The following is a 25,632-nucleotide window of genomic DNA, read 5'->3' on the forward strand; positions in this document are numbered from 1 at the left end:
TGATTAAATCGTTATCTTTTATTTATAATTTCACTTTCAGCTTTTTCAGTATCTCTTTACCTATCGGTCGATTTATTACAGAAGGAGTTATCAGTATATAACCGCCCTTCGTTTTTGTATCTACAATTCTTACTATACAAGGGTATCGTTCGCTAGTCATCGGATAAAGCAGATTTTGCTTTGTGTTTGTATATGCGAGAACTTCGAATGTCCAAGGTTTAAACAGTGCAAAATCAGTATATGTAGTGTTTACAGGGAATGCTTCGGACGATAGCCCTTCTAATACTGTCCCATCGCAAAAGTCTATACCTGATCCCTCTATTTCGAAACCAAATAATCCATTCTTTGTACTCCATGAGTTGAAAAACTGTTCGCTTCCCCAATAATTCACACCTTTCCGCTTAGGGTGAGTTAATCCGATATTTGGTAGGGCATCATCTGTCGCCTGCCATTCGTTTGCGGCTTTTTGTATACTGATGTTTGGTGAATTTGATTCGGGAAAACCGAAATCCATACCATCGTTATACAACTTTACATTTATTGCGTTTGAAGAACCGAATTTCAGCGCTTTATAAGCGTCAGAACCAGCTTTTACAACATACATACGGCTAAGCATTTTATAGCGATGTGAGTCCGGATAATCAGTATTAGTCGGATATTCTTGTTTTATAAATTGCTCCATATCCCGATAATTGGCAACATACGTATTGTTGATAAATACACTATCGAGTCCAACAAGGGTTCCAAGTTCTATATAAATATCTTTTCCTTTGAAAGCGGAATTTAATGTAAATTCAGAAGCGTAATTGCCGTTCTTCTGATTCGGATATGTATTGTTTGCATGTGGAGTGAACGACCAGTCTTTTAAATATTGCCTGTCTTTTGCAGGAAGATATTGATACCAATCGACAATGCCACCTTGCTCACCCAAAATACCCGCTCCATCTTCATCACTCTTCGGGTTTACAGTAGCTCCATAGAAAACGACTGTTCCACCTTTGTTTACATAGGCTTCTAAGGCTCGTTTTATATTTTTACCTGATTTAGTGTAGAGTGGTAAACTATTTCCTTGTATAATAAGCTTGTTGTACGAGGAACCAGCCATATTTGCTAACGATTCGACATTGATCGCATCTAATTCCAATTCCGGTTTTACAGAATGAAATTCGGGATCATAAAATATTGCGGTTTTACCTTCTCTTAATTGGGGTACAGTAATTTTCGATACCGTATTATAAATTCTCTCGTTGATAATCGGTTTTATATATTGCTTTTTATCAGCGCCTGTTACTGTTACGTCGCTCAAGTTATCGACATGTATATATTTTATATTTATATCCTCTACGCTTACAGTTAGTTTTCCATTTTTACAGTTGAGTAACATATTCCCGTTTGGTGTAGGTATCTTACACTCATAATCTTTCCAATCAGCAGGAACAGCGGGAACAACTTTTACTTCCGTCCAACCCGGTGCAAGTGTTTCCACACCCATAAGGTCTTTTACTACTACTTCTAGTAGATTGCCTGCGGCAGTAATAAATACATTGCCGCCAATAGATGTACCGTCTGTATCAAGTGTTTCTTCTATTAGTCCAGGGTACTTCTCGTCTTCTATTGTCGAAGCAGCTAAGTCTAATAATTTATAAGCCCCTTCTTTATCATTGCATCTGAAACGTGCTTCTACTTCCCATAGATTCCACCAAGGCCATACTTTCACATTCTGGTCGTTATCTAGCCCGACATGATTCATACGTGGAACGATTGTTATGGAGCCGTAATCGCACCAATTATTTTTCTTTAAATAATCGAGTGTCTTTTTAGCTCGCACATCATCAGTCGCATGCATTTTGAGCAATATGGATTGGAAAGTCTGTGAACTGCTCTCACTGATAATGTCCCACAGAGTCATGCTGTTGAAGTATTCTTTTTCTTTATTCCAGTAAACAGTATTAATTGCGTCTACGGTTCGTGTATATAGTTTCTGCAGGCGAGCTGCTTCTTTTTTATTGCCTATTTCTGTTTCTATTTTAGAGAAGTAATCTAGTGCACATGCATACATTGCATTCGTTGCCAATGTACTGACGCCATTAGTTGTTAGCATCATAATCATGTGATCCATAAATTCGGTAACATCCGTGATTAAGCCATCTTCATCATAATCTCTGGTAATCCAGTGATTGATCCACGGTCTGATTATATCTGCATCTTTTTTTAGAGTTTGAATATCACCTGAATGGAGGTAATAATTCCATGACGAACGAGCCGTCCATCCTATTTCGGATGATGTGCCCCCTTGTGAGGGATCATTTGAGTTTTTACAATCCTGAGGCGACATTAATGCATATCTATTCAGGTCGTAATCCAGTGATTGTCGAGCCATTTTTGCTCGTCCCGAAACAAGTCCTCCGGGTAACATGCCTGAACCTAAATCGCGAGCCCAGATGTCTTGCCAGCGAAATAATTCGCACAGCATAATTTCGCCGTTATATCCCAGATCTAATAAAAATTGGGAAAATGCAACTGACTTATTTAGAGTAGTATTTGGCGATTTTAGGACTAATTGTTGTGTGTAAATTTCCTGTAGCAAAGTATTCATAGCTTCATAGCTCTCTACAGAATCAAAATTTTCATTTTGTGTAAAAAAAGTGTAGCTTGTGCCACCATTATGAATCTCTTTTTTGTATAGTGGTATAGAGTTTTTCAGTTCAAGTTGGGTTTTTATATTTACAGGCGATTTTACACAAATAGTAAAACCTGTAGCTGGTAATACGCCATACATGACATGAACCGAATCTCTGCCTATTCTAATATCATATGATGCTCCTCCAGGAAAGAAAGTAGAATTCCATAAGGTACTTGTAGGTAGTAATTCTTCCCTTCCTTTAAGGAAATGCAACGAACCATCTAGTTTTAAGCCTTTTGCAGCAATAAAACGTTCGGGTGTTGTTTTTACTATATATTTCCCATCCCCTATCAATGAGGTAGGAGCTTTTCCGATGTATCGCAAAGACAAATTATCTTGTCCCCAGAAACAATTGGAAGATAGCACCAATAGAAATATAATTATTGATATTTTTCTCATAATCAGCCTTTTTAGAGGGTGTGTAAACTCAGTTCATATTGAATATGAAGGAATAAAATAGCCTGTCTCAAAAGTCTATAGACCTTTCAGTTTAAAATTCTCCATTACTTCTCAGATAATAGACCTCTGAGACATGGCTAAGTAAAAGTCAGTAATTAGTAACCCGGATTCTGCTTCAAATGTGGGTTTTTATCCATTACCGCCAGAGGTATTGGAAATAGGTAAGTGTGTTTATCAGCAGGGTCTTGATTAGGTTTAAAATCCCATGTTCCCTTGAATGCATCGAAACGTATAAGGTCGTTTCTTCTCCATCCTTCGAAAACAAATTCAAAGCCCCGTTCTTTAAGTAATAAATCAAGGGTCAGAGTAGGCAATGGTTTCGCCGGGCTAAAGTTGCGTTCTCTTACTTGATTTACAATAGCACGTGCACTAGGTTCATCTCCTTTACGCAATAGGCATTCAGCTTTCATGAGTAAAACATCTGAGTATCTGAAAATAGCAAAATCGTTATTCAAGTGATTTTTACCTCCTTTTTCAACTTCCCATTTGAATAGTCTGGCTCCTTCATTTTCGTTTGCATTCGCAAAGTCACCAACTTCGATTGTGAAATCAAGCGGAGTAACACCATCACGTATATAAAGAGTTTGTCCATCAGCAGAATATTGAGGTCCTATTAAGAATGAAGCATAACGAGCATCATCTTTATCAAAACTTTTCACAAAACCAGGTACTGCGCAAGGTCCGTTCCACGAACTGAATTGTACATCGAAAGTTGTATAGTTGGAGTAATGCCAAGACATTTGGTAAGGGATAAAATAACCTCTGAAATATTCTGCATCGTAAGGTATAGCAAATATATTTTCGGTAGAGCCTTCATTCTTTACTTTGAAATTATTGAAGATATTAGGTTCTAATTGATACAAACCCGATTCGATAACTTTATTGGCATAAGTAAGACATTTATCCCATTGAGCTGTACCGGTATATACTTGAGCATTCAGATATAATTTTGCTAAAATTGTATATGCAACCCATTTCGTAGCTTTAGCATACGTACTTGCGTTCTTGTCTTCGGAAAGCCCTTCTACTGATTCCAATAATTCTTTTTCTACAAAATCGTAAACTTCCTTACGTGTATTATTGGTTGGTAGTGTACCGTCGAAAGACGTAACAATAGGCACATTGCCTATATTGTCGAGCATCATAAAGTACCAGAAAGCCCTGATCGTTCTCAATTCAGCATAAGTACGCTCTTTGTTTTCAATCTGAACGGCTGTCTTATCTAACATGTCAATAATCTTGTTGACAGTAGTTACTTGCTCGAACCGCCAGAAGTCAGGAGTTTCTTTTGCAGACCATTCATGTGTATGGTATCGTAAATGGATACCACCCGAATACCAATCCAGTCCGCGTGCCGGAATCATATATTCATCGGTAGTAATTTCTTGCATCCAGAAATCATTATTGACATAGTTGACTAATGTTCCGTATGCAGGGCCAATCAGTGAATTCATTTCTTCTGTCGTACCTCCGAATTCATCTTGAGGTGTTACACTATAGAAATCTTCATCGAGATCGGTACAAGATGTAAGTCCTAAAATGCCGGACAGAAATATGGATAATATATATTTTCTTTTCATGATATACGTTTTTGATAGTTAAAATGATACATTTACTCCCAAAGAGAATGCCCGTGTTTTAGGATAATAGTTTCGGGCATCTATACCCAATACCAGTCCGTCAGCGTTTACTTCTGGGTCTATACCTGAATAACCTGTTATAATAAATAGATTATTAGCTGTGGCCGAAAGTCTTATATTTTTAATTTTAGAGCTGGCAGGTAGTTTGAAATCGTATCCTAAAGTAAGATATTCCATACGGACAAAACTTCCGTCTTCTATATAGTAAGAAGAATATACCAACGGTTGAGCTGCTTTATCAAGAGCCGATCTCAATACATTACTTCCGGGCATACGGTTTATATCGTCCAGATACAGTCCTGTAGAGTTAGCAATATCGTTTCCAAATACTCCTCTCATCATAAATGACAACGACAGGTTTTTATATTGGAAAGAGTTCGACATATTCATAGTAAAATCAGGTTGTGCATTACCAATCACCGTTCTATCGTCTGCATAAACAAATTTTCCATCTTTACTTACATCCTCATATTGGAATATACCGTTTTCATCTTTGCCTGTGTATTTTGCACCATAGAATGTTCCGATAGAATAACCCGGTTTAAGTATTTGAGGTGTCTCCTGTAATCCGTTTAGAGACCATTCGCCGGTGTAAACTACATCCAGTTTGAATTCGTCGTTCGACAACGATTTAAGTGTATTCTTGTTTTTAGCGAAATTGAAGCCCAGATCCCATTTGAAATCCTTAGTATCAACCATTGTTGCTTCTACAGACAATTCAATCCCTTTATTTTCTACTTTACCTACATTCGCCATCATAGTTCTGTATTGATATGGAGGTGTAGAAACGGGATAATCATAAAGCAAGTTAGATGTTTGTTTATTGTAATAATCTATACTTCCTCTTATTTTTCCACCCAAAAGGTAGTAATCGAATCCGAAATCGAGTTGAGCAGTTTCTTCCCATTTCAAATTTGGATTTTCGTTTTGATTAGGAGCATATTGAGTATAGAAGCTTCCATCGCGGTAGTAATATCCGGCAGCACCGTATAATGCAGCAGATTTGTAGTTTCCTATATCCTGATTACCTGTAATACCATAGCTGACACGCATTTTCAAATCATCTAAGAACGAAATATTCTTCACAAAGCTTTCTTCGCTGATTCTCCAAGCCACAGAACCCGAAGGGAATGTGCCCCATTTATTATCTTTACCGAATTTACTCGAGCCATCTCGTCTGATTGTTCCGGTAAAAATGTATTTTCCGCCCATAGAATAGTTCGCTCTGGCATACATCGAAATCAGTTTGTTTTTTTCTTTCCAACTTGTTACATCAGATGGATTCATAACACCTTCTGCTGCACCGAAGTTATTGTACATAAATTTATCATTGATAAATCCTCTTCGTTGAGCCATAAAGTTTTCAGTCGAAAAATCCTGATAAGAATATCCGGCTATTGCGTTTATTTTGTGTACTTTATTAAATGTTTTATCGAAAGTTAGAGTAGTTTCCAATAGTCTAGTATTATCTTCTACTGTCGAACGTCGTGCTAGTCCATTTATTTGCTCTGCGGTTCGCGAATCTTTCGATTCGTAATAACCGTTCAGTCTATTAGTTCTTGACAACGAACCATTAACCGCGGCTGTAAACATATTTAAGAATTTGTATTCAACCTGCATACGTCCCATAAACTGATTGCGTTTACTTTCTGAGGTCATCTGTTTCAACATTGCTACGGGATTGTAATACTCGTATCCCGATACTTCTTTAAATCCTCCGTTGTCGTCATAAACAGGAATGGTTGGATTTAGATTCAACGAATATGCAAATACATTTGTGGTAGGAACACTTGTCCAGTCTTCGATTGCTGTATTAGCATTCAGTAATACTCTAAGATTACCGTCAAGAGCAGTCTGATCGAAAGATATATTTGCGTTCAAACGTTGCAGACCATTATCAAGTACAATTCCTTTTTGATCGAGATAGTTCACAGATGCTCTGTAAGTAGAGTTTTCTGTTCCACCCATCAGGCTTAAATTGTGATTTTGAGAATACCCTGTTCTATAAATTTCTTCATTCCACTTTGTATCCCCACCATAGTCCATGGCTTTTGTAATATCATTATCTTTTACATATTTTCGCCATTCGTCAGCAGTGAGCATATCCAGATTGTTGGCCAAGTTTTCTACTGCAAAAAATCCATCATAAGTAATAGATGTTTTACCTGCTTTACCTTTTTTTGTTGTAATCAGAATAACGCCATTAGCGCTTCGTGCTCCATATATAGCTGCGGCAGAAGCATCTTTCAATACACTCATCGATTCAATGTCTTGCGGCGCTACGCTATTTAATGACGCTCCGGGAACTCCGTCTATTACAACTAATGGTCCGTTTCCTCCCATCAAAGAAGTAGAACCTCTTAAGCGCATAGTGGCACTTTGAGTCGGATCACCTCCGGGTCTTGTGATTACAAGTCCTGAAACTTTTCCCTTTAGCAATTGGTCGGCAGATGTTACCACACCTTTATTAAAGTCTCTTTCAGAAATATTAGCTACAGAACCCGATAAGTCTTTCTTTTGTATTGTACCATAACCGATAGCAATTACGTCGTCCAACATAACAGCATCGTCCTCCATGGTTATTCTAATATTTGTTTCGGAGCCAATAGGTATAGTTTGAGATTTCATACCAATAAGGGTCACTTTCAATTCTTTCGACCCTGTAGGCACATTAATTGAAAAGCGTCCTTCATGGTCGGACATAATGCCGACATTTGTCCCTGTTATTGTTACCGAAGCACCCGGCAGGGTTTCGCCTGATGCACTTACAACTGTACCTTTAAGTATTTTGTCCTGTTGTGTTTTAGTTTGGGCCGATAGGTTTATCCCAATTAAACTAAAACCAAAAATAATCAGGAGCATTCTTTGACAAAAACGAATTATTCGTTTGTCTAAAAGATTTTGATTTGATTTTTTTTTCATACCATCAGATTATTAAGATTTTAAAATTTAGGTAGCTTATTTGCTAAATACGAAAGTTTAAGGTGAATCGCTTTTCTACATATATTAATAGAAAAAGCCTTTATTATTACTTATTCATAGGCATTAAACATTTATGTTACAATGCAAATGTATTTTTAATAATAAAGGCTATTTTATGCGATTCTCGCCAATACTTCTGGTATCTTACTATACCGGTACTTTTCTGTTTTTAGCTCCGTATTTTCTTTGATATTCTGACGGTGACATATTAGTAGAACGCTTAAACTGATCGATAAAATTAGACAGATTATAAAATCCGGATTCTATGCTAAGAGCAGATATTGTCATCTTATCTTCAATCAAAAGTTTTTTAGCATGACCTATGCGAACATCATTCAGATACTGTACAAAAGTTTTCTTTGTGCGATCTCTGAAATAGCGGCAAAAGGCATTCGGAGTTAATCCGACAAGCGACGAGACTTCTTCGAGTCGGATTGGTCTGGTAAAGTTTCTTAATATATATTGATATACTTTGTTGAATCGTTCAAAATCGCCTGAATTTAGAGTGTTGCGGGTATAACCGACACTGGCTAATGATTCGTATTCTTCGGCAGAAGCCATTTGTTCGAGTAAGAGTATTAGTTTTGCGATGCGACCTGCACCATTCTCATTTACATATTCATTTATCAATTTACCGATCTCTTCTCTCGATTTACCTACGAACTTTACTCCTCTCTCTGCTTTTTCCAACAAAGATTTTATATTGTCCATTTCCGGTAAATTGAGTAGATTAGCACCAAATAATTCTCTCTGAAAAAATAAACATAAGCATGAAGCCCGCAAGTTCGATTCCTTGTGAAAGAATATATCGTCATTTCTCCATTCGTGAGGTAAATTTGCTCCTATTATACACAAATCGCCCTCACCATATTCTTCTATGTGATCACCTACAAATCGTGTTCCTGTTCCTTCGAGAATATACATGATTTCGATTTCAGGGTGATAATGCCAAGGGACAATAAAGTGGGGCAGTTCTTCTTTATAAACATTTACATAGCTAGCTGGTGTAAATGGCAAATCCTGATATAATGGTTTCATAGGTGTTGGTGTTAGTGATGGTTAATGATATGTTATGTACTCATTTTATATATTTTAAGGTGTTTTCCAATTCATTTCTAAATCTAAAGGATAGCTGGGTCTGCTTACGTGTTTAAATGGAAGTGTTCGCATATCTAAATTGCAAAACCCTGAAGTAAGTGCCATCAAGTGTACCGGAGCTATGTCTCGAAGCTCAGGATATAGATAACCTAGTTTTACTACAACAATTTTAAAGTCAAGTGGATTTAATCCTATTTCTGTAAAATCCCGTACTTCGATAAATGATCGGCGTGTACTAATTATAGCAACTTTAATCCCATCAATATCGACTACTGCGGCGGCTCTTGGTGTTTTTAATATCGAATCCGGTGATAAATATATAACTTTCCCTTTTACTTGCAAGGGTTTTCCAAAAATATAATCGACTTTTCCACCAAGTTTAACATTAACATCTTTACCAATGCCAGTTTCAACACATTTTCTTAATGCGTCATTATCTACAATACCGGCTACAAATGCGTCTTTAGAGTTGTATTTTATCAAAGCTTCTAATACTTGAGTATTATCGCCTGGAGCTCCCGCTGTTGTATTATCGCCAGAATCGGAAATAAATACTGTTTTATCATATTCACCGGCTTTCACAATCATTTCATCTATTGTGCCTTCGGGCACATCTAATTTCATTTCGGTTCTGCGATCCCATATTTGTTGAGCTAAATTATTCACTTTTATTTTGGCTATGTCAGCATATTTTTCATCTTTTGCTACGACAAAAACACGCATAGCTGAACGAGGAAGATCTGCCCAGCAATATCCTGCGAATATAGAAGCATCCATCATTCCTTCTACTTTTGCAACATCAGGAATTTGAGCATATATAGAGTGCAAAGGTTCGACTTCGGTAATACTTTTCTCTCCGGGCACTAAGATGGGAATTATCACAGATTCGATATGCGGTTTTAAATCTTCTTTTATTGCTTGAATAAGAAGCGTAATCGCTCTCGTTTGTGTTTCGTTTCCATCTCTATGTGGGGCAGTACGGTAAGCTGTAAGGATATTGATGTTTTTTACAAAATCGGGCGATAAATTACCATGTAGATCAAAACTGCCGCTTATAAGAACATCATTTCCTACAATCTCTCTTATTTCTTTTATCAATGTAGCTTGTGCATCTTCGTAACCTTCTACATGAAGTGCGCCATGCATATCCATATATATACCGTCAAGATGCCCTGCATTCTTTATGCTATCAAGTATCTCCTGCTTGTATTTCTCAAATATTGTACGCTCCACTATACCTCCGGGCCAGGCATAGGCATGAAGAGTAGGGATAAGTTCCACCCCTTCGTTACGGCAAACTTCAGCCCACGGCTCATCTTTTAAAACATCTTGACCTCGTAAGGTTTTAAAATCGGCTTCTGTAGTCGGCAACGTGGAGAACGTATTAGACTCGTTACGAATCCCCAATGTTAGGATACGTGTAGTTCTATTGTCTTTACTCTCTGTTTTGCAAGAGATGCAGAGCATTGTTATGAAGGCTCCCAATAGGGTATAAATAAATAGGTGTTTTTTCATAGCTACTTTTTTGTTTATTAAATTATTCTAGGGTTTTAGGCTCAATATCTTTTTACTGTTCAAGAAAAATGGAGGTACTATGGCAGGTATATTCGAAAGTGGTAATATTTCTTCAGGTAAATTAATACCCAATTCCTCTATCATAAACGCACGTCGAGCCATGCATCTGTTGTAGGTATCAGGGTATTGCTCTTTGAGTTCGTTTTTCAATTTTTCGTCTGCAATAACGATACCATCTTCCATTCTTGAAGAAAAATATTTCTTCGATCTGGGAATAATATCTACTTGAAGATACATTCCTGAGCGAATCTCATCTTCTGAATCTTTATATATAGGAGAACTAACCCATTCGTCGAAATGAATTAAATGACCGGGATTGAGATAGACTCCAAAATCGTCGAAAGGGAGGAGTTTATCTATTAGTTCTCTGAAAACTTTTCCTTTTGTCCCGATTTTCATATTCTCATACCATTGGGCGCAAGCATAGAAATAAGGCGCAGCAAAGTTTTGTACATATTCTCTTGCATACTCAGGTAAATCGCTTTCGTTTTCTGCAACCCATCCCGCACGGCAAATATTACTGCCCCAATAAGCGATTCCGGTAGAACAAGGCTCTCCTTTTTTTATTATAGCACCAACAGGACTAGAGAGACCGATATGTTGATTTCCCGAACTTTTTATCCCTGTATGGCAACCTAACGGATAACCTGTATAATGATGTTCTGCAATTAATTCAAAATCGGTAATACCTACTCTGAAATTTTCAAAGAGATTTTTAAGTCCTTCGGATGCCATCACATTTACAAATTCGAAATGGGCTATTTCGAAAGCTGATAACACTGATTTCAATCCGTATGCAGGAGACATCAATATATCCGAAGCATTCAGCACATTGTCATATCCACAGATGGAACGTAGATTGTCAACTATAAATGATGGTATCTCAATCGCTTTCTTATAGTCGGCAAACTCAATGTCAGAATAATATTTCCAGCCTATACATCCTACTCTCGAGTCATTATTTATTCCTTCTTCTCTCAATATTTCAGTCAATCCCCTACTCTCGTCTCTCGGTTGGCTAATTAGCGAAAATGGTTGATATCTCTCATAACGGAGTTTACCTGCATTGTATAGAGGCGATACGGTTAAATGACCCACACATTCATTGCCTACGAGCATAAGAGGGCCTCCCTCTCTACCTATTATAAGTAATGCTTCCTCAAAACGAGGATCAAAATGAGCGAGATACATCAAGTTGGCAAAATGTTCGCGATCTCCGTATACAACTAGATGAGTCAGATTGCGCTGTTCCATCATTTCACGACATTTACATATACGGTTCTCTATTTCTTCAGCTTCAGGATATATGATAGGAGAAGCAAGACCAAATTCGGGCCAATTGATTTCTTTTAGATATACGTTTTCGTTTTTCATGGTTGTATAAGAATATATGTTTTACAAATATAAAATTCATCTATAATCATTTTGTATCTTATTTTAGCCAATAGTTATGGTATTTTACCATAGCTAATGATAAGATACCAGAAAGTTAGTTAATAAATAGAAAAGTTAGAAATGCATTTCTAACTTAGTCTATTTATAGTATTATTTACTTGAGTTTTGTACACATTCCAATATCTAAATAATTCAACTTGTTTATTCTCAATATTTAATACTAATCTGAAAAGTATCAATTGAGTAAACAGAGAGTAGGAATAAATAAACTATATTTACGCTAGAAGTAGTTAAAAAAAAGTGGTTATCTAAGCCACTTTTCTTGGTACGGAGAAAATAATTACTCCTGAACTCTATCAAATAATCATAAGAACAAAAGGCTGCTAATTGCAGTATTCTAAAATTATTTGTTTGTATTTATTGCATATTTCTCTAATTATTGAGCATCTTTCACACAGCGCACAGGCAAATAGTAACTGGTATCCATAAGCTTAATTCCATGCTGGGTTGCTGTATAAAAAACGAATGTAAGTGCTCCCAATATTTGGTTTCCGCCCGAAATAGAGGGATATCTATTCCAATAATATCCATAAGAATCGACATCTCCTATGTTACCATTGGGAAATACAACTCCTGTCAGCACAGCATTGAAGCCTCCCTCCTTCATTGGTCTACTTTTCCCTAAAGGCGTTACATCCATTTTTTGAGCATTTCCTGCATAATTTGCGCCCACTGAACTACGCGAAAATTGACACGGATTTTCCGTGATTGCACGAAACAGTATACGCCAATCATCCTGAGAGGGTAAATGCCAGCCATCTGGACAAATGCCTTGAACTTTATCGGGAAATTGCTCAACGTAAACAGGCCCTTTACGTGATGCAGCAGCATAATTATAAAAAAAGCCGTGCTCGCTTACCTTAGCCGGATCAGCCATAGGATAAGTGTACAACGGCTCGTCACCGTTACCCAAATTTGTCTCACTAGGAATTGTAAATTCAATATCTGTACTCGTTCCATCGGCCCATTTTGTAGCTCTCACGTTTTCTAACATCCACCAACCGGCATCTGTATTCGCTGATTTGAATCTGCCAATTTGATAATTAACCACTTCGCTACCTCTCACATCGGTTAACACCTCTGTTTCTCCAATAAATTTAGAAGCTTCACCCAGAGGTAACCATTCGCTGCCGCCCCACAAGTGTACTCCCGGCATAACATTGGCACAATCATCTCTCTTAACATTATAAACCATTAATCCTGAATGCTTAAGCCATGCATCATTAGTATTTTCAATTTTATTATCTCCCATCTGTAAGATTTTTAAATCAGGTATTATAACCCTAGGAAGAAGCAATCCTTTGGTCGAAGTTGTCTGGTTAGTCGAAGGCACTTCTTTTAAGTCTAGCAATGCTCCATCTGTAGCTTTTTCGCCAGAGCCGATCGTAACCTGAGCCCAAAGTATATTTTGTAAAAACACTGTAAATAATAATAAATAAATTTTAATGTACTTCATTTCTCTATGTGTAAAATTTGTTTGTAAATTATATAGTGTATTATTGTGTCGAAGCCTATGCGAAAAGTTATAAGTCTGTATAACTATAATATAATTTGTTCTCGGCTCTATTTATAATATATTTCCTATTGAGTTTACTGACTCCCTTTGCTTTCTAAAATACTCGTACCTATATACTTGCCCGCTAGCCGATATTAAAGTAGAGTGCCTTCTAATTGAGTCAATCCACTCCTTCTGTTTTTCACAGCTTTGGGCTGATTGGGTATCCACACCGCTTATTCCATATAATCTAAGATGTGCATATTGATTATCTGCATATTGAAAATGACTATATGATGCTTCTATATTGATGTTAGATAGATATATAAAAATCTTTTCTCCTGTGCTGTAAGTTCCACTTTCTGCAATATCTTCTACATAACCAATTAAGTCAAGAATCTCTTGTTTAATCATTTGCAAATCTTCCCCACTTATTAATTGCAATTGGTAGAAATACTCTATATCATATTGTAAAGACGTGAATACATTTTGGTCTAATATTAGTACGGAAGAATTAATATTTTGAGCCTCTCTAACAAATTGTTTTTGTAATTCAAATATGGCCGGAGGGATAACTACCTCATTATAACTAGTATTATAGGAAGACTTCCCTAATTGATGTAGCCATTTAAAATACTGAAATCGTGAAAGATGGGGGCACTCCAGATAAAATACGAAAGGCAAGGTATTAAGAGCATACCTAGCTTCAGAATCGGAGTATGTTGTCATTTTCTTGAAAAAATTGATGCAAACAGATAGTCTATGTGTGTAAAGTTCGACTTCAAAGTGAGGCTCATGGGCATCTAAATTGAAAGATACATTCTCAGCATGATAATTAAGAATTTTGTCCATCGAGAAATTAAACTTCCTAGATAGTAATGCTGTTTCTTCCAAAGAAAATGAAACCTCCCCCCTTAGTCTTCTGTAAACACTTTCTTTTCCAAGAGGTAATGCTTCCAATAAAACAGTTGCTAAAGTTATTCCTTCGGGCAAAGTTCTTTGAATTTCCTCTACTATTCTCTTATTAAATTCCAACTGTGCCATAAAGCTATTTATTTCCTACATATCGGAGTCTTGTAAAACGGTACAAACATATATAATAAAGAAATGATTGAAAGCGTCCAGTTGTTCCTTTATAAGCAAGTTGAGGCCACTAATCGTTTCGAATATCGGACACAATCAAATAAAAGTCTCGTTAGTAAGGAAATAAATCTAACTATTAAGATTACATTAATCCGTTTCAGCAGCTTGTCTAGACATTAATCACCTCTTTGTGTGCCTATTGAATTTTATTAATCTTTATATTTGATCGAATCAACAAAGTCTCACATGTGAGACTTTATCTATTTTGTTATTTTGAGCCATCGCTATACTCTCCATTCCTTTACTCGCTACAATTTAGCCAAGCTTTACGGACAATTAATTATAACTGAAGTATCACTTTTCACAAAATATCAGAAGTTAAAACGGTATAAAAGCAATATTTGAATTGTCAATACAGGCAAGAAATAATGTAGAAAGAAAGCTTGTACTAAGCCTTTGTGCAGTTTTGTAAAGCTTGTGTTAATCAAACCCTTTGAACCACGATAATTCGCATTTTTTTAACATATCCTAATTCCGAGGAGTCCCAAAGATTCAATTATAATCTCGGGTTATTTTACCTCTATAATATATGTTCTAGTTATCTTTTGCATATTCATCCTCTAAGTATTTATTTGATTTGCTAATATACATATTTGAATGAAAAAATCAGAATGATAATTCCGTTATCGACATCTTATATGATTATATGAAGTAGAATATCCAGTTTCAAAAGCGGATCTTATTAAAATAAACTACATTGTTAAAAACTAAAACTAGTGTTACTTTGTTTATTTTCTACTTCAAATTATCTTTGACCGAATTTTTAAATAAAAAAAAATGATTATGAAACAACAACTAGAGAATTTAAACCAATTATTTGCAGATTTTACTAAAGACGCTACGCAACAAGTAGAAAGTGGAAACAAAGCAGCCGGAACTCGTGCAAGAAAGGCTTCCTTAGCAATAGAAAAAGCTTTGAAAGAATTCAGAAAGACTTCAATAGAAGCTTCAAAGTAATATAATTTTACATTTTGTTTTAAGGTGATCGAAAAGTCACTAGTGGTCGGAAGAAATTCCGACCTTTTTTTATATTTTGAATAAATACAAAGAGATTACTGTCACGTTAACTTTGTAGCCAATATTATACACATATTTATAATGGTTTGGTTATAAAGATATAAATGAATTAAAATCAAATACTTAAACAGAAATAGATCAGTTTATAATCAAACGTGTGACAACAAAAAAACAATCAGAATATTTTTCTTTCCACCACTTATAATTCCAACATAGTCTTCGTATATGGAGTGATAGAATTGAATGTTAAATTAAGACGAGAATGCAGTTAACTTTTTTTCTTATTCTTTTTTTTTGTACTTTTGTCCGCCAATTGGAGTAATCAATAACATAAACTTACATTCAACGTAGCTTTTTAATATGAAAAAGAACTTTACAAAACATTTTTGGGTATACTTCGTGCTGTTTTTAATTTCCCCTATAGTAGCAAATGCTCAAGCTACTATAGGAAGTGCTCTTACCCCTAATACAGGAGCATTGCTCGATCTAAAAGAAAACGCTGATGGTTCCTCCAACAAAGGGCTGGGTATGCCACGAATATCACTCAAGTCTTTAACTATTGATGTCGCAGGTGGGGAGACCAATATGGCTCGAACTCTTGATGGTACAACAACTGCCGACATCTGGGATAGAAATGAACACATTGGCTTATTGGTATATAACGTGAATACTGTTGAAAACCAAACTAATCGTATATGTCCCGGCATGCATGTTTGGGATGGTGAATTTTGGCAACCAATAGCATCTTATGCCGCTCCAATCGAAGTAAAAGAATTAGATAACACTCAACCTATTGTGCGCGGATTTCAATACTTAGACCCTTCAGTATCTGATGGTTGGTCGCTAGATAAACAGGCTGACCGATTAGCAGGAAAATATAACTTAGGACACAATACAACCAATAACACTCCCGATCTGCAAGATACCAGAGGTACGGAAAGTCGTAGATATACAACCTCTCGTTTTTATGTAGGATATAAAACCATAACAAGGTCATATGTTGTGAAACGCAATAATAGTTGTGATCCCGTATCTAATCCGGCATGGACCAGTATAGAAAATATAACCGAAACAGAGAGAGTATTTACAGATGGTATTTGGATGACTCAGCACCTGAATACAACAAAAATGCCTGATGGAACAGACATTCTTCAGTTTTCGGAAAGTATGCCTGTTGGAACCCCTCATTACCAAATGTTAAGTGGTGATCCGTCCAATCTTTATGGCTTGCTATACAATTGGTACGCCAGTATCAATGTAGGATCAGGAGCAGGGCAAACACCCAATCCCGGAGATGCCAATCAGGCCGGTAGTAATTAAAGTGATGTCAATATTCAAGGCATTTGCCCTTCAGGCTGGCATCTGCCAAGTGATCAGGAATGGACTGACCTCGAAAACGGAATCATCAGAAAAACCAGTGTGTTTAGTAATGTACCCGATTTAGGAGAAGCAAAGATGATCGGCTATGACGATATGGACTGGCGTGGTATTGATGGTCTGGGGCGCGCAATGAAATCAAAAACAGCTCTTGCCGGAAAAGTTGCAACGAGAGGAGAAAGTAACACGGCTCTTTTAGGAGGCTTTGATGCTTACTTAACAGGGCACTATAATGCTGATATTTCTAATCCCACTTACAAAGAAAACAATGTCTATTTCTGGTCAGCCAGTAGTTTTGGAGCAACTGACGGTATGCGTCGCTCTCTTTATACTGAAATTAATTCACAGGCTATACATGGGGGCGCTCATCGTGCATGGAGTGCTAGGGTAGATTTATTCAGTGTACGTTGTAAGAAAAATTAGGAACTTATATAAGTACTTTCTTTTTCTCTTATATTCTTAGTCGAAAAAGAAAATAGATTGACTCATTAAACAAATCAATTATACCTTTTTAGGTGGACAATTAAAATTGTCCACCTATTTTTTTAAGTTCAGATAAGGAAAGCATAGAGAGAGAAAACAAGCTAGAAGAAAATTTCGGAGATCAGTGCGACTCTGTGGTTAAAAGTCAAGACGAACTCAACATAAATAAGTCCCAAGAAAAATCTTGAGACTTACTTATATTACAATGAAACTAAATGATATATCCTTATAGTTTCTTCAAGCCTTTGATCTGAGCTTTATCAGCCACTTCGAAAATGCTAATTGCGTAACCTCCACCGGGAGCAGATGCCTGTGTCAACTTAGACTTATTTGTCACAACTACTTTACGTACAGTATATGCCTGCGGATTTGTTTTGTAATGAGCATCTTTTGCATCGGCATATATGGTTGCAATATATGTTTTGTCAGTATCTAAGAAATCGAAAGTAATATTTGAGGTATAACCTTTTTCTCCCGCAACATTACCTACAAACCAATTGTTTGTTTCTTTTGCCTTACGAGCTACTGTTATGTATCCCCCCGGCTCTGCTTCAAGGTATTTACTATCGTCCCAATCTACAGCTACGTCTTTTATAAATTGGAATGCACCCATAAAACGTTCGTAATGTTCAGGAAAATCAGCAGCCATTTGCAACGGACTATACATTGTTACATAAAGTGCCAATTGATTTGCCAGCGTAGTGTTTACATGCGAATTATTATCGGGATTAATTGTATTGATATCCATTTCGAATATACCCGGAGTATAATCCATCGGCCCTCCCATCAAGCGGGTGAAAGGTAATATAGTGGTATGATATGCCTTACTTCCACCAAATGCCTGATATTCTGTTCCTCTGGCAGATTCCTGTGCCAACAGATTTGGATAGGTACGGTGTAATCCTGTAGGGTGAACAGCTTCGTGAGCATTAACCATTATTTTATAGTCGGCTGCTTTCTTTATGGCATACAAATAATGGTTATTAAGCCATTGTCCGTAATGATATTCGCCACGAGGTATCATATCACCCACATAACCGCTTTTCACAGAATTATAGTTATTATCTACCATAAATTGATATGCCTGATCCAGATGACGTTCGTAATTGCGAACCGAACCTGATGTTTCGTGATGCATTTGCAATTTTACATTTTTACTTTTGGCATAATCGCGCAGCATAGCAACATCAAAGTCGGGGTAAGGTGTGACAAAGTCAAATACGTAGTCTTTGGTTTTACCGAACCAGTCTTCCCAACCTACATTCCATCCTTCTACCAGCACTTGATCGAAGCCATGTTTTGAAGCGAAATCGATGTATCTTTTTACATTCTCGTTATTAGCTCCATGTTTTCCATTCGGTTTAGTTTTCGAATAATCGGTAACCCCTAGTTGCACACTCGGCAAATCGGTATATGCCCACGAACTTTTGCCTGTAATCATTTCCCACCATACACCCATATATTTTACAGGTTTGATCCATGATGTATCTGCAATCTTAGATGGTTCATTCAGATTCAAAATAAGTTTCGAAGCCAGAATATTACGGGCATCGTCACTCACTACTACCGTACGCCAAGGCGATTGACATGGTGTTTGCATATAACCTTTATCACCTCTTGCATCGGGTGTTAACCACGACTCGAAAGTAAAATTGTTATCATCCAGATTGAGTGATAGAGCAGAATAATCAACCAGTGCAGCCTCATGAATATTGATGTATATACCATCGTTCGATTTCAGCATCAATGGCGTTTGAACACCTGTTTCTGAAAATTGTGTTTGCGAAGCATTATCGGTTACAGCACTCTTGAATAATCCTTTTATTTCTGACAAGTTAGAGATAACATAATCATACTCTTGCGTATCATAATCGCCCGGAATCCAGTATGCTTTAATATCGCCCGGCATAGCAAATTGAGTTCTTTCTTCTTTTATCACAAAATAATTCAGATCGGCTTGCTGTGGAAACTCGTAACGAAAACCAAGACCGTCATTAAAGAGACGAAAACGAATTATAATCTGACGATTAGTACCCGACTGATTTAATGTTACAGCCAATTCTTTATAATTGCTGCGAATTTCGTTTACTTCACCCCAAACCGGTTTCCATGTTTCATCGAAAGTTGATGTCTTGGTATCCACTACGCTGAACTTATCGTACAAAGAAGTCTTTGGATTATTACTTTTTCCCTTCATTCCTATTTCTGTACCAAATTCAGCTGTCGGATTTTCATCTTTCAGTTCTAAACCCAGTTTACTGGTTTTGATAACATCCTTACCCTTATAAGTTAGTCTATAAGTCGGTACTCCCCCACCCTGAACCGAGAAGTTCATAGACAGATTACCATCAGGTGATTTTAATTCTTGTGCCATCATGTAATTTGCCATAGCAGAGATACACAACAGTAAAAATAGTTTCTTCATTATCCTCTTATTATTTAGTTTTGAATTAATTTACGGATATATTTACAGTCCCTCTTTCATCTGGTATTTTCACCCAACATTCCTTAGTGACGTCATTCCAAGACCATTGTACAGATTTAAAATCTAAGTCTATATTTTTTGCAATATTATCGGCTTTTACATTCTTAACAGCCTTACCGTTTACAAGTATATTTTTCGGCTTAGTTTCCAAATGATACTTTAAAACGATATTTCTTTTGTCCGATTGTTTGAAACCATTATCTGTAGATACAATTTCGGTTGAATATCCATTGTCTAATGTTGAACAAGTAAATTTAGTCTTCGAAAAGATATCTTTCAGATAATCCTGATTCTCTCCTTCGTCTTCATACAACTCAAAACTGGTGCTTTCGCCTTCGTAATTTGGAAAAATGTCGACAAATACAGGGAAATCTTTTTTCTCATGAATATATTGCATGATTGGCATTTGAGGTATAATAGACCCTTTCTTTACGAAAATAGGAATTACGTTCAATGGTGCTTTATATGCTATAGTCTGACCTCCAAGATAAACGGTTTGTTTATCATTAAAATCAATCCATTCTCCTTCGGGTAAGTAAACACGTTTTACTCGCTCTCCTTTTTTCAATACAGGTGCAATTAACAATTCTTCTCCAAAAAGAAACTGATCGTTTATCTTGGTTGCTTCCTCATCGTTCGGGTATTCCATAAACAAACCTCTCGTTATTGGTAAACCTGTGTCGTGAGCCTTGCGGGCATAGGTATAGAGATAAGGGAACAGTTGATATTTCAATTCGATAGCAGCTTTACTGTTTTGTTCTGCTACTTCGCCAAACATCCAGGGTTCTGCCGCATTATCTCCTTCGTGATGCGCACGGCTCAGCGGATTAAACACACCAAACTGCATCCAACGGATATATAACTCAGCCATAGCCGGATAATCGGTTATATCACCACAATACCCCGATATATCTGTAGTCCAGAAAGGAATACCACCTAGACCGGCAGAGATACCCATAGCAACCTGATTAGCCATTTGCCCCCATCCTTCAAGTACATCATTTCCATTGCCACTATCGCCGGTCCATCCGAATGTATAGCGCTGAAGACCTGCATAAGCAGCACGTGTCATCTGAAATACACGTTTATTGGGATTACGTTTTTCAAATTGTTCTTTTACAACCTTGTCCCATATCAATCCGTATACATTATGTATTTCGGCATGCATACCTAAGTGATGCTTCATATTCAGACGATCCAGATCTTCTTCGTTACTCCAAGCAGGCTCGCCCATATCGGTCCAGAACCCTCTGACACCATCATCCAATGGCTTTTGCTGGAGTTCACCCCACCAATCGGCAACTTCGGGTAAAGTGAAATCAACCACCCCACAATTGCCTCCCCAAGGCCATGGCATATCGTACGATTTCCCTGTACGAACATCTTTTGCAAAATAGCCCAATCTGTCTGCTTCTTCCCATTGTTCTTTTGTAGCTTGAGAAACAACAGGGTCTTGCGACAAGATCATTTTAAAACCTTGTTTATTCAATGTTTCGAGCATAGCCTTAGGATTGGTATAATTGCCTTTTCGCCAGTTGAAATCCTGAAGTCCTTGCGTCCAGCCAATATCCTGATAAATAATATCGCATGGTATCTGACGTTTACGGAATTCGGCAGCTATTTCTAATGCTTGCGCCTCCTTTGTATAAAGTCCGCGACATTGCGAAAACCCAAGTGCCCATTTAGGTGGCATAATCGGTTTTCCTGTCAACGAAATGTATTGTTCCTGAATTTCTTTATAGTCCTTTCCGAAAATAAAGTAGTAAATAAACTCACCATCAGGTGCTTCAAACGAATAGTATTCATCTGATTCCGTGCCAAATTTAAACTCTGTTTTATAGGTATTATCGAGAAAGATACCATAACGGTAGCTACTCATAAAGAAAGGGATACTTTTATAAAGCGGGTCTTCTGATGTACTATAACATGGTTTATCACTATTCCACATCTTATAATCACGACCACGGCGATTCAACGGGCCTGTTTTTTCGCCCAAACCAAAGAATTGCTCATCTTTGCGCAATACTTTATATGCTTTCTTCGATGTAGAATCAGATACATGTCCAATCTCTTTGAAATCGCTAAAGATTAACTTTTGCCATTTATCGAAGATTTGAAGTTGCATCGGATCCTTATTCAATCTGATGCGTAGTTTAGATGTATATATCTCGTAACAAGCTGCTTGCTCGTCTACATTTATTTCACCTACATCTTCCAAACTTTCGTTCACAACAGCAAATGATTCATTTTTACGGGTAAGCTTACCCGTAGGATCGAACCATATCTTCACTACCGAACCACTATTTATAGTCAGCGAGAGCTTTGCCCCGTCTTTACTTTTAAATATTACCTGATTGCCATTCTTTGTATAAGAAATACATTCTTTCGCATCCTTATTAGCAGAAGCTAAAAGGCTTAACGGAATCAACAGAGATAGCAATAATATATATTTAATTTTATTCATTTATTTTGTTTTTATTGATATTCTACAACAACCATATCCCAATATTTGAGAGATGGCAAGTTAAATACAACTTCGTTTCCCGTTTGATTAAACGTAATTTTCTGTGCAACTCCTTTATTTGTATCAGGCGATGCAACCCAAATGTTTTTTACAAGTTTTGCTGCAACCAATTTCAATTCAGTATCAGCTATGAGAACCGGTTCTGCCTGGGTTCCGTTCTTATCTCTCCACTCCATTGTATTGGCGTTGGTAAAGTTGATCAGATGCAATACATCTTTATCTGTAAACCGTTTCCCTACGACTGCTACGTTGCCTTGTTGAGCCGGCCAACTGTTTAATGCAATTTTAGAATTGGTACATTGCAGATTGTAAGAGGTGAATGTACCGCCATCGCGCAATATATTCTGATAGGCAACCAAGAAGTCATAATAAGTTACCATCGACTGCTTCAGTTCCGTCTTCATTTGCAAGTTAGAGTTCGGGAAGTATTCGTTTGCCAGATAATGCTCTCCCAATTCGAGATGAGAAGCACCGAACGAGAAAATCACGGCATTAGTCAATAATACACCCGGAGCATTTACAAATCCTGCACTGTTCGACTTATCATAATTCATGTATGCAGCCAGAACTGTTCGTTTCGTATTATTGGTATATGTATCGTTATTTTGGATGATTTGAACTAGTTGTTCGAACGATTTATTGGGATCCCACACTTCAGTATATAAGAAATCGACATCCGATTTGGCAATACTCTCTTCTTGTCCGAATTGATTAACAGCATTCATCACCAGACTTTTTGTCGGATTAGCCTGTTTCATGGCTGCAATAAACGATTTATAGGTATTCTGGAGTTTAACCACATTGCCATTGTAATCATAAACAGTACCTCTGTCACCCAATTGATCGATATGATAGCCATCGAAATCGAATACGCTGTACACATCCTTGTTTCGTTGTATCAGATAATTCTGCCATTCGGTATTCGCAGGATTGGTAAGATAAACACTACTGCGAAACGGAGCATCAAGATGGTGATTATCTTTTTCATTATGATCTGCATCTTTGAAAATATACCATTCTTCTTTTACTCCATCTGCTGCCGCATTACTTAAAGCGCCGAAAGCCAGATTGTAGAATGTTGCTTTCATACCTTTATTATGAGCGGCACTGATATATCCTTTTACAGTAGAAAGATAATTAGGACGCCCTATTAAATCGATCCATGAATCAGCAGGACTTTCGACTGTACCAGCCAATGGTCGTTGATGGTCGTTCATCCAATCGTAAAATTGGATGCCATTGATACGATAGCGAGTCAGTACATCTATGTTTTTCTCTATTTGACTATCTGTCAACTTTCCATATCCTGAAAGGAATCCGTATCGTGGAAACTTCTTCCAGTCTGACGAGACATCAATACCAATACTTTGATGTATAATCTCTTTACCGTCTGTCGACTCATATATATCAACCAGATAGCCCTTGAAATCTTCGGATGGAGCTACCCAAGTCCACGATTTACCCGATAGGTTTTCATCCTTGAGCACTTCACCCAAATATGAGTACCGTACTTTCAAATTATTACCGGGATTATCTTTCAATGAAAAATGAACTGTCTCACCGGGTTTATAAACAGCCTTATCTGTATTCAAGTCGAGACTCAAATAGGTATCGCCATAGGTTATAGGATCGTTCTTAGTATCGTAGTAATCATCGCACGATATCAAGAAGAAGCTACACAAGGCTACTGCTAAAAAATTATATATTTTTTTCATGCTATTTATATTTTACTGTGGTGCCGTTTTCTACAACACCACAGTTTGTTTAACTTATTAATTTTTCTTGATAACAACAGTTTCTTTCAACTGATCGAATTCGATTGTATAACTACCAGCTTCTGTTATCTTCCACTTGTAATCGAGTCCTGCACCTTTAGCAGTAAATACCATTTGTTGTAATTGTCCGTTTGCCGGCATATCTCCCTGAGTAGCTGTAAACCAAGCACCATTCCAATCGCTTTGCTTATCGCAGGTAAATTTCAACTCACCGGTATTTAATGAACCTGACCACTTAAATTTATAAGGGGTATCACCTGCATTCATGGCAGTAGCGTTACCGATATCCCATCCGTTAGCTGAAGCGTCTCCTACAAGATAGATCATTGCATAAGGAGTAAATGGTGCAATATTGATTTTCATCTCACGCGTATCTAGTGCTATTTTATAAACTCCTCCGGGGATATTCCATTTATTGTCAGGATCTCCTGCCCATTTAACGACCTTGGTAGCTTCTATTCCTGCTCCATTGGTTTCAGGACGTAGGAAAGCCGCATCCCAGCTACCGGAGACTGTTCCTATTTTAAATTCTCCTCCTGCTGAAAGGTTGTCATTGTAATGAAAAATAAATGGATCAAGTGGGTCTACTGTCATCGGTTTAAAACTCCATCCCGTAGGATTTCCTACAAACCATAGTTCTGTAAACTCGGCACCTTCGGTTTTTTCTATATAAATAGCCAACGATGCGAGATTGAGCGTTATTTTATAATTTCCACCTTCGGTAATCTCAAATTGCTTATCATACGGATCATCACCATTTTCACGTAAGTAAAGTTTGGTGTTATCAGACCCGATATTATATGAAGGCGTGAATTCACCAAGAGTAGTTATAAATTTGAACTTACCGGGATTTAATCTCCCACTCCATGTAAACCCTTTTGGTGTATTCTTTATAGCGGACATCTCCGTCGCATTATCGGCACTCCATCCATTAGGAGTAGCATCCCCTATCAAATATAGAGTTTTAGTTATAGGCTTGTGTGTTTTTATTTTTATCGTTTGAATGTTCGACATAGCCGGTTCAACAGCATCAGAAGCAACAGTAGCCTTTACACGTACATCTAATATGACTTCTGTTTCAGTTGCTATTCCCCATGAAATAAGCAAATCGTTCAGTTCTTCATTTTTATAAACCTTTTGATATATATTTTGGCCTAAATCGAGTGACAGTCCTTTCTCGAAATTATTTCCCTGCACATCCATTTGAAATGTGTAAGAGATAGCACTATTAGTCCCTTGATTAGAGCCCGATGTCCATAAAATAGTCAGGGCATTTGTTTCGGGATTGGCTGCATCCAATTCAATATTCTCACTCGAAGCTTTTACTTCTAGTGGCTGATTTCCTTTATTATATTCTGTATTATCTTCATCGATACACGAAAAGAAAAATAAGGAAAACAGAGTCAATAAACTTAATATTTTATATGATTTCATAATACAT

Annotated in this window: 15 protein-coding genes; 3 read left to right on the forward strand and 12 right to left on the reverse strand. The window is 37.1% G+C overall.

Going from position 1 to position 25,632, the window contains the following annotated elements; all coding sequences use genetic code 11:
• Window positions 1–22 precede the first annotated feature (22 nt).
• From G7Y56_RS08695 to G7Y56_RS08730, 8 genes are all read right to left on the reverse strand, one after another.
• Window positions 23–3,082 carry a hypothetical protein gene (locus G7Y56_RS08695; RefSeq protein WP_165042741.1) on the reverse strand — a complete coding sequence of 1,020 codons (3,060 nt, stop codon included), beginning with the start codon at window positions 3,080–3,082 and terminating at the stop codon, window positions 23–25.
• 155 nt (window positions 3,083–3,237) lie between these two features.
• Window positions 3,238–4,722, reverse strand: coding sequence for a RagB/SusD family nutrient uptake outer membrane protein (locus tag G7Y56_RS08700; RefSeq protein ID WP_165042742.1), 1,485 nt, complete (start codon window positions 4,720–4,722; stop codon window positions 3,238–3,240).
• Window positions 4,723–4,740: 18 nt separating this feature from the next.
• Window positions 4,741–7,704, reverse strand: coding sequence for a TonB-dependent receptor (locus tag G7Y56_RS08705; protein ID WP_165042743.1), 2,964 nt, complete (start codon window positions 7,702–7,704; stop codon window positions 4,741–4,743).
• A 207-nt stretch (window positions 7,705–7,911) separates the two neighbouring features.
• Complete coding sequence (locus G7Y56_RS08710; RefSeq protein ID WP_165021642.1) at window positions 7,912–8,802, reverse strand: AraC family transcriptional regulator; 891 nt, start codon at window positions 8,800–8,802, stop codon at window positions 7,912–7,914.
• 54 nt (window positions 8,803–8,856) lie between these two features.
• A complete protein-coding gene (locus G7Y56_RS08715) occupies window positions 8,857–10,377 on the reverse strand; it encodes a M81 family metallopeptidase (RefSeq protein WP_165042744.1) in 1,521 nt (506 codons plus the stop codon).
• 27 nt (window positions 10,378–10,404) lie between these two features.
• On the reverse strand, window positions 10,405–11,811 hold the full coding sequence (locus G7Y56_RS08720) for a hypothetical protein (protein WP_165042745.1): 1,407 nt from the start codon (window positions 11,809–11,811) through the stop codon (window positions 10,405–10,407).
• 457 nt (window positions 11,812–12,268) lie between these two features.
• The gene (locus G7Y56_RS08725; RefSeq protein WP_165042746.1) at window positions 12,269–13,348 is read right to left on the reverse strand and encodes an FISUMP domain-containing protein; all 1,080 of its coding nucleotides are present in this window, start codon (window positions 13,346–13,348) and stop codon (window positions 12,269–12,271) included.
• Between the two features lie 111 nt (window positions 13,349–13,459).
• Window positions 13,460–14,431 carry a hypothetical protein gene (locus G7Y56_RS08730; RefSeq protein WP_165042747.1) on the reverse strand — a complete coding sequence of 324 codons (972 nt, stop codon included), beginning with the start codon at window positions 14,429–14,431 and terminating at the stop codon, window positions 13,460–13,462.
• An 882-nt stretch (window positions 14,432–15,313) separates the two neighbouring features.
• Between G7Y56_RS08730 and G7Y56_RS08735 the strand changes: the two genes are divergently transcribed.
• From G7Y56_RS08735 to G7Y56_RS08745, 3 genes are all read left to right on the forward strand, one after another.
• Window positions 15,314–15,487, forward strand: a complete 174-nt coding sequence (locus tag G7Y56_RS08735) for a histone H1 (protein WP_165021631.1) — start codon at window positions 15,314–15,316, stop codon at window positions 15,485–15,487.
• Between the two features lie 420 nt (window positions 15,488–15,907).
• The gene (locus tag G7Y56_RS08740; protein ID WP_165042748.1) at window positions 15,908–16,867 is read left to right on the forward strand and encodes a hypothetical protein; all 960 of its coding nucleotides are present in this window, start codon (window positions 15,908–15,910) and stop codon (window positions 16,865–16,867) included.
• 21 nt (window positions 16,868–16,888) lie between these two features.
• The gene (locus G7Y56_RS08745; protein WP_255498699.1) at window positions 16,889–17,347 is read left to right on the forward strand and encodes a fibrobacter succinogenes major paralogous domain-containing protein; all 459 of its coding nucleotides are present in this window, start codon (window positions 16,889–16,891) and stop codon (window positions 17,345–17,347) included.
• Between the two features lie 286 nt (window positions 17,348–17,633).
• Here the strand turns inward: G7Y56_RS08745 and G7Y56_RS08750 are convergent, their stop codons facing one another.
• The 4 genes from G7Y56_RS08750 to G7Y56_RS08765 are packed head-to-tail and all read right to left on the reverse strand — an operon-like array spanning window position 17,634 to window position 25,625.
• The gene (locus tag G7Y56_RS08750; protein ID WP_165042749.1) at window positions 17,634–19,832 is read right to left on the reverse strand and encodes a glycoside hydrolase family 97 protein; all 2,199 of its coding nucleotides are present in this window, start codon (window positions 19,830–19,832) and stop codon (window positions 17,634–17,636) included.
• A gap of 25 nt (window positions 19,833–19,857) precedes the next feature.
• Window positions 19,858–22,356, reverse strand: coding sequence for a glycoside hydrolase family 31 protein (locus G7Y56_RS08755; protein WP_165042750.1), 2,499 nt, complete (start codon window positions 22,354–22,356; stop codon window positions 19,858–19,860).
• Window positions 22,357–22,367: 11 nt separating this feature from the next.
• On the reverse strand, window positions 22,368–24,131 hold the full coding sequence (locus G7Y56_RS08760) for a glycoside hydrolase family 66 protein (RefSeq protein ID WP_165042751.1): 1,764 nt from the start codon (window positions 24,129–24,131) through the stop codon (window positions 22,368–22,370).
• A gap of 57 nt (window positions 24,132–24,188) precedes the next feature.
• Window positions 24,189–25,625, reverse strand: a complete 1,437-nt coding sequence (locus G7Y56_RS08765) for a SusF/SusE family outer membrane protein (RefSeq protein ID WP_165042752.1) — start codon at window positions 25,623–25,625, stop codon at window positions 24,189–24,191.
• Between the last annotated feature and the right edge of the window lie 7 nt (window positions 25,626–25,632).

The organism is Dysgonomonas sp. ZJ709 (genome assembly GCF_011039195.1).
Taxonomy (GTDB): domain Bacteria; phylum Bacteroidota; class Bacteroidia; order Bacteroidales; family Dysgonomonadaceae; genus Dysgonomonas.

Bases quoted from the DNA above. Each gene is read 5' to 3' on its own strand.
- G7Y56_RS08710 (WP_165021642.1), bottom strand. From the start codon at position 8,802: ATGAAACCATTATATCAGGATTTGCCATTTACACCAGCTAGCTATGTA.
- G7Y56_RS08730 (WP_165042747.1), bottom strand. From the start codon at position 14,431: ATGGCACAGTTGGAATTTAATAAGAGAATAGTAGAGGAAATTCAAAGA.
- G7Y56_RS08765 (WP_165042752.1), bottom strand. From the start codon at position 25,625: ATGAAATCATATAAAATATTAAGTTTATTGACTCTGTTTTCCTTATTT.
- G7Y56_RS08740 (WP_165042748.1), top strand. From the start codon at position 15,908: ATGAAAAAGAACTTTACAAAACATTTTTGGGTATACTTCGTGCTGTTT.
- G7Y56_RS08735 (WP_165021631.1), top strand. From the start codon at position 15,314: ATGAAACAACAACTAGAGAATTTAAACCAATTATTTGCAGATTTTACT.
- G7Y56_RS08725 (WP_165042746.1), bottom strand. From the start codon at position 13,348: ATGAAGTACATTAAAATTTATTTATTATTATTTACAGTGTTTTTACAA.
- G7Y56_RS08760 (WP_165042751.1), bottom strand. From the start codon at position 24,131: ATGAAAAAAATATATAATTTTTTAGCAGTAGCCTTGTGTAGCTTCTTC.
- G7Y56_RS08695 (WP_165042741.1), bottom strand. From the start codon at position 3,082: ATGAGAAAAATATCAATAATTATATTTCTATTGGTGCTATCTTCCAAT.
- G7Y56_RS08700 (WP_165042742.1), bottom strand. From the start codon at position 4,722: ATGAAAAGAAAATATATATTATCCATATTTCTGTCCGGCATTTTAGGA.
- G7Y56_RS08705 (WP_165042743.1), bottom strand. From the start codon at position 7,704: ATGAAAAAAAAATCAAATCAAAATCTTTTAGACAAACGAATAATTCGT.
- G7Y56_RS08750 (WP_165042749.1), bottom strand. From the start codon at position 19,832: ATGAAGAAACTATTTTTACTGTTGTGTATCTCTGCTATGGCAAATTAC.
- G7Y56_RS08755 (WP_165042750.1), bottom strand. From the start codon at position 22,356: ATGAATAAAATTAAATATATATTATTGCTATCTCTGTTGATTCCGTTA.
- G7Y56_RS08715 (WP_165042744.1), bottom strand. From the start codon at position 10,377: ATGAAAAAACACCTATTTATTTATACCCTATTGGGAGCCTTCATAACA.
- G7Y56_RS08720 (WP_165042745.1), bottom strand. From the start codon at position 11,811: ATGAAAAACGAAAACGTATATCTAAAAGAAATCAATTGGCCCGAATTT.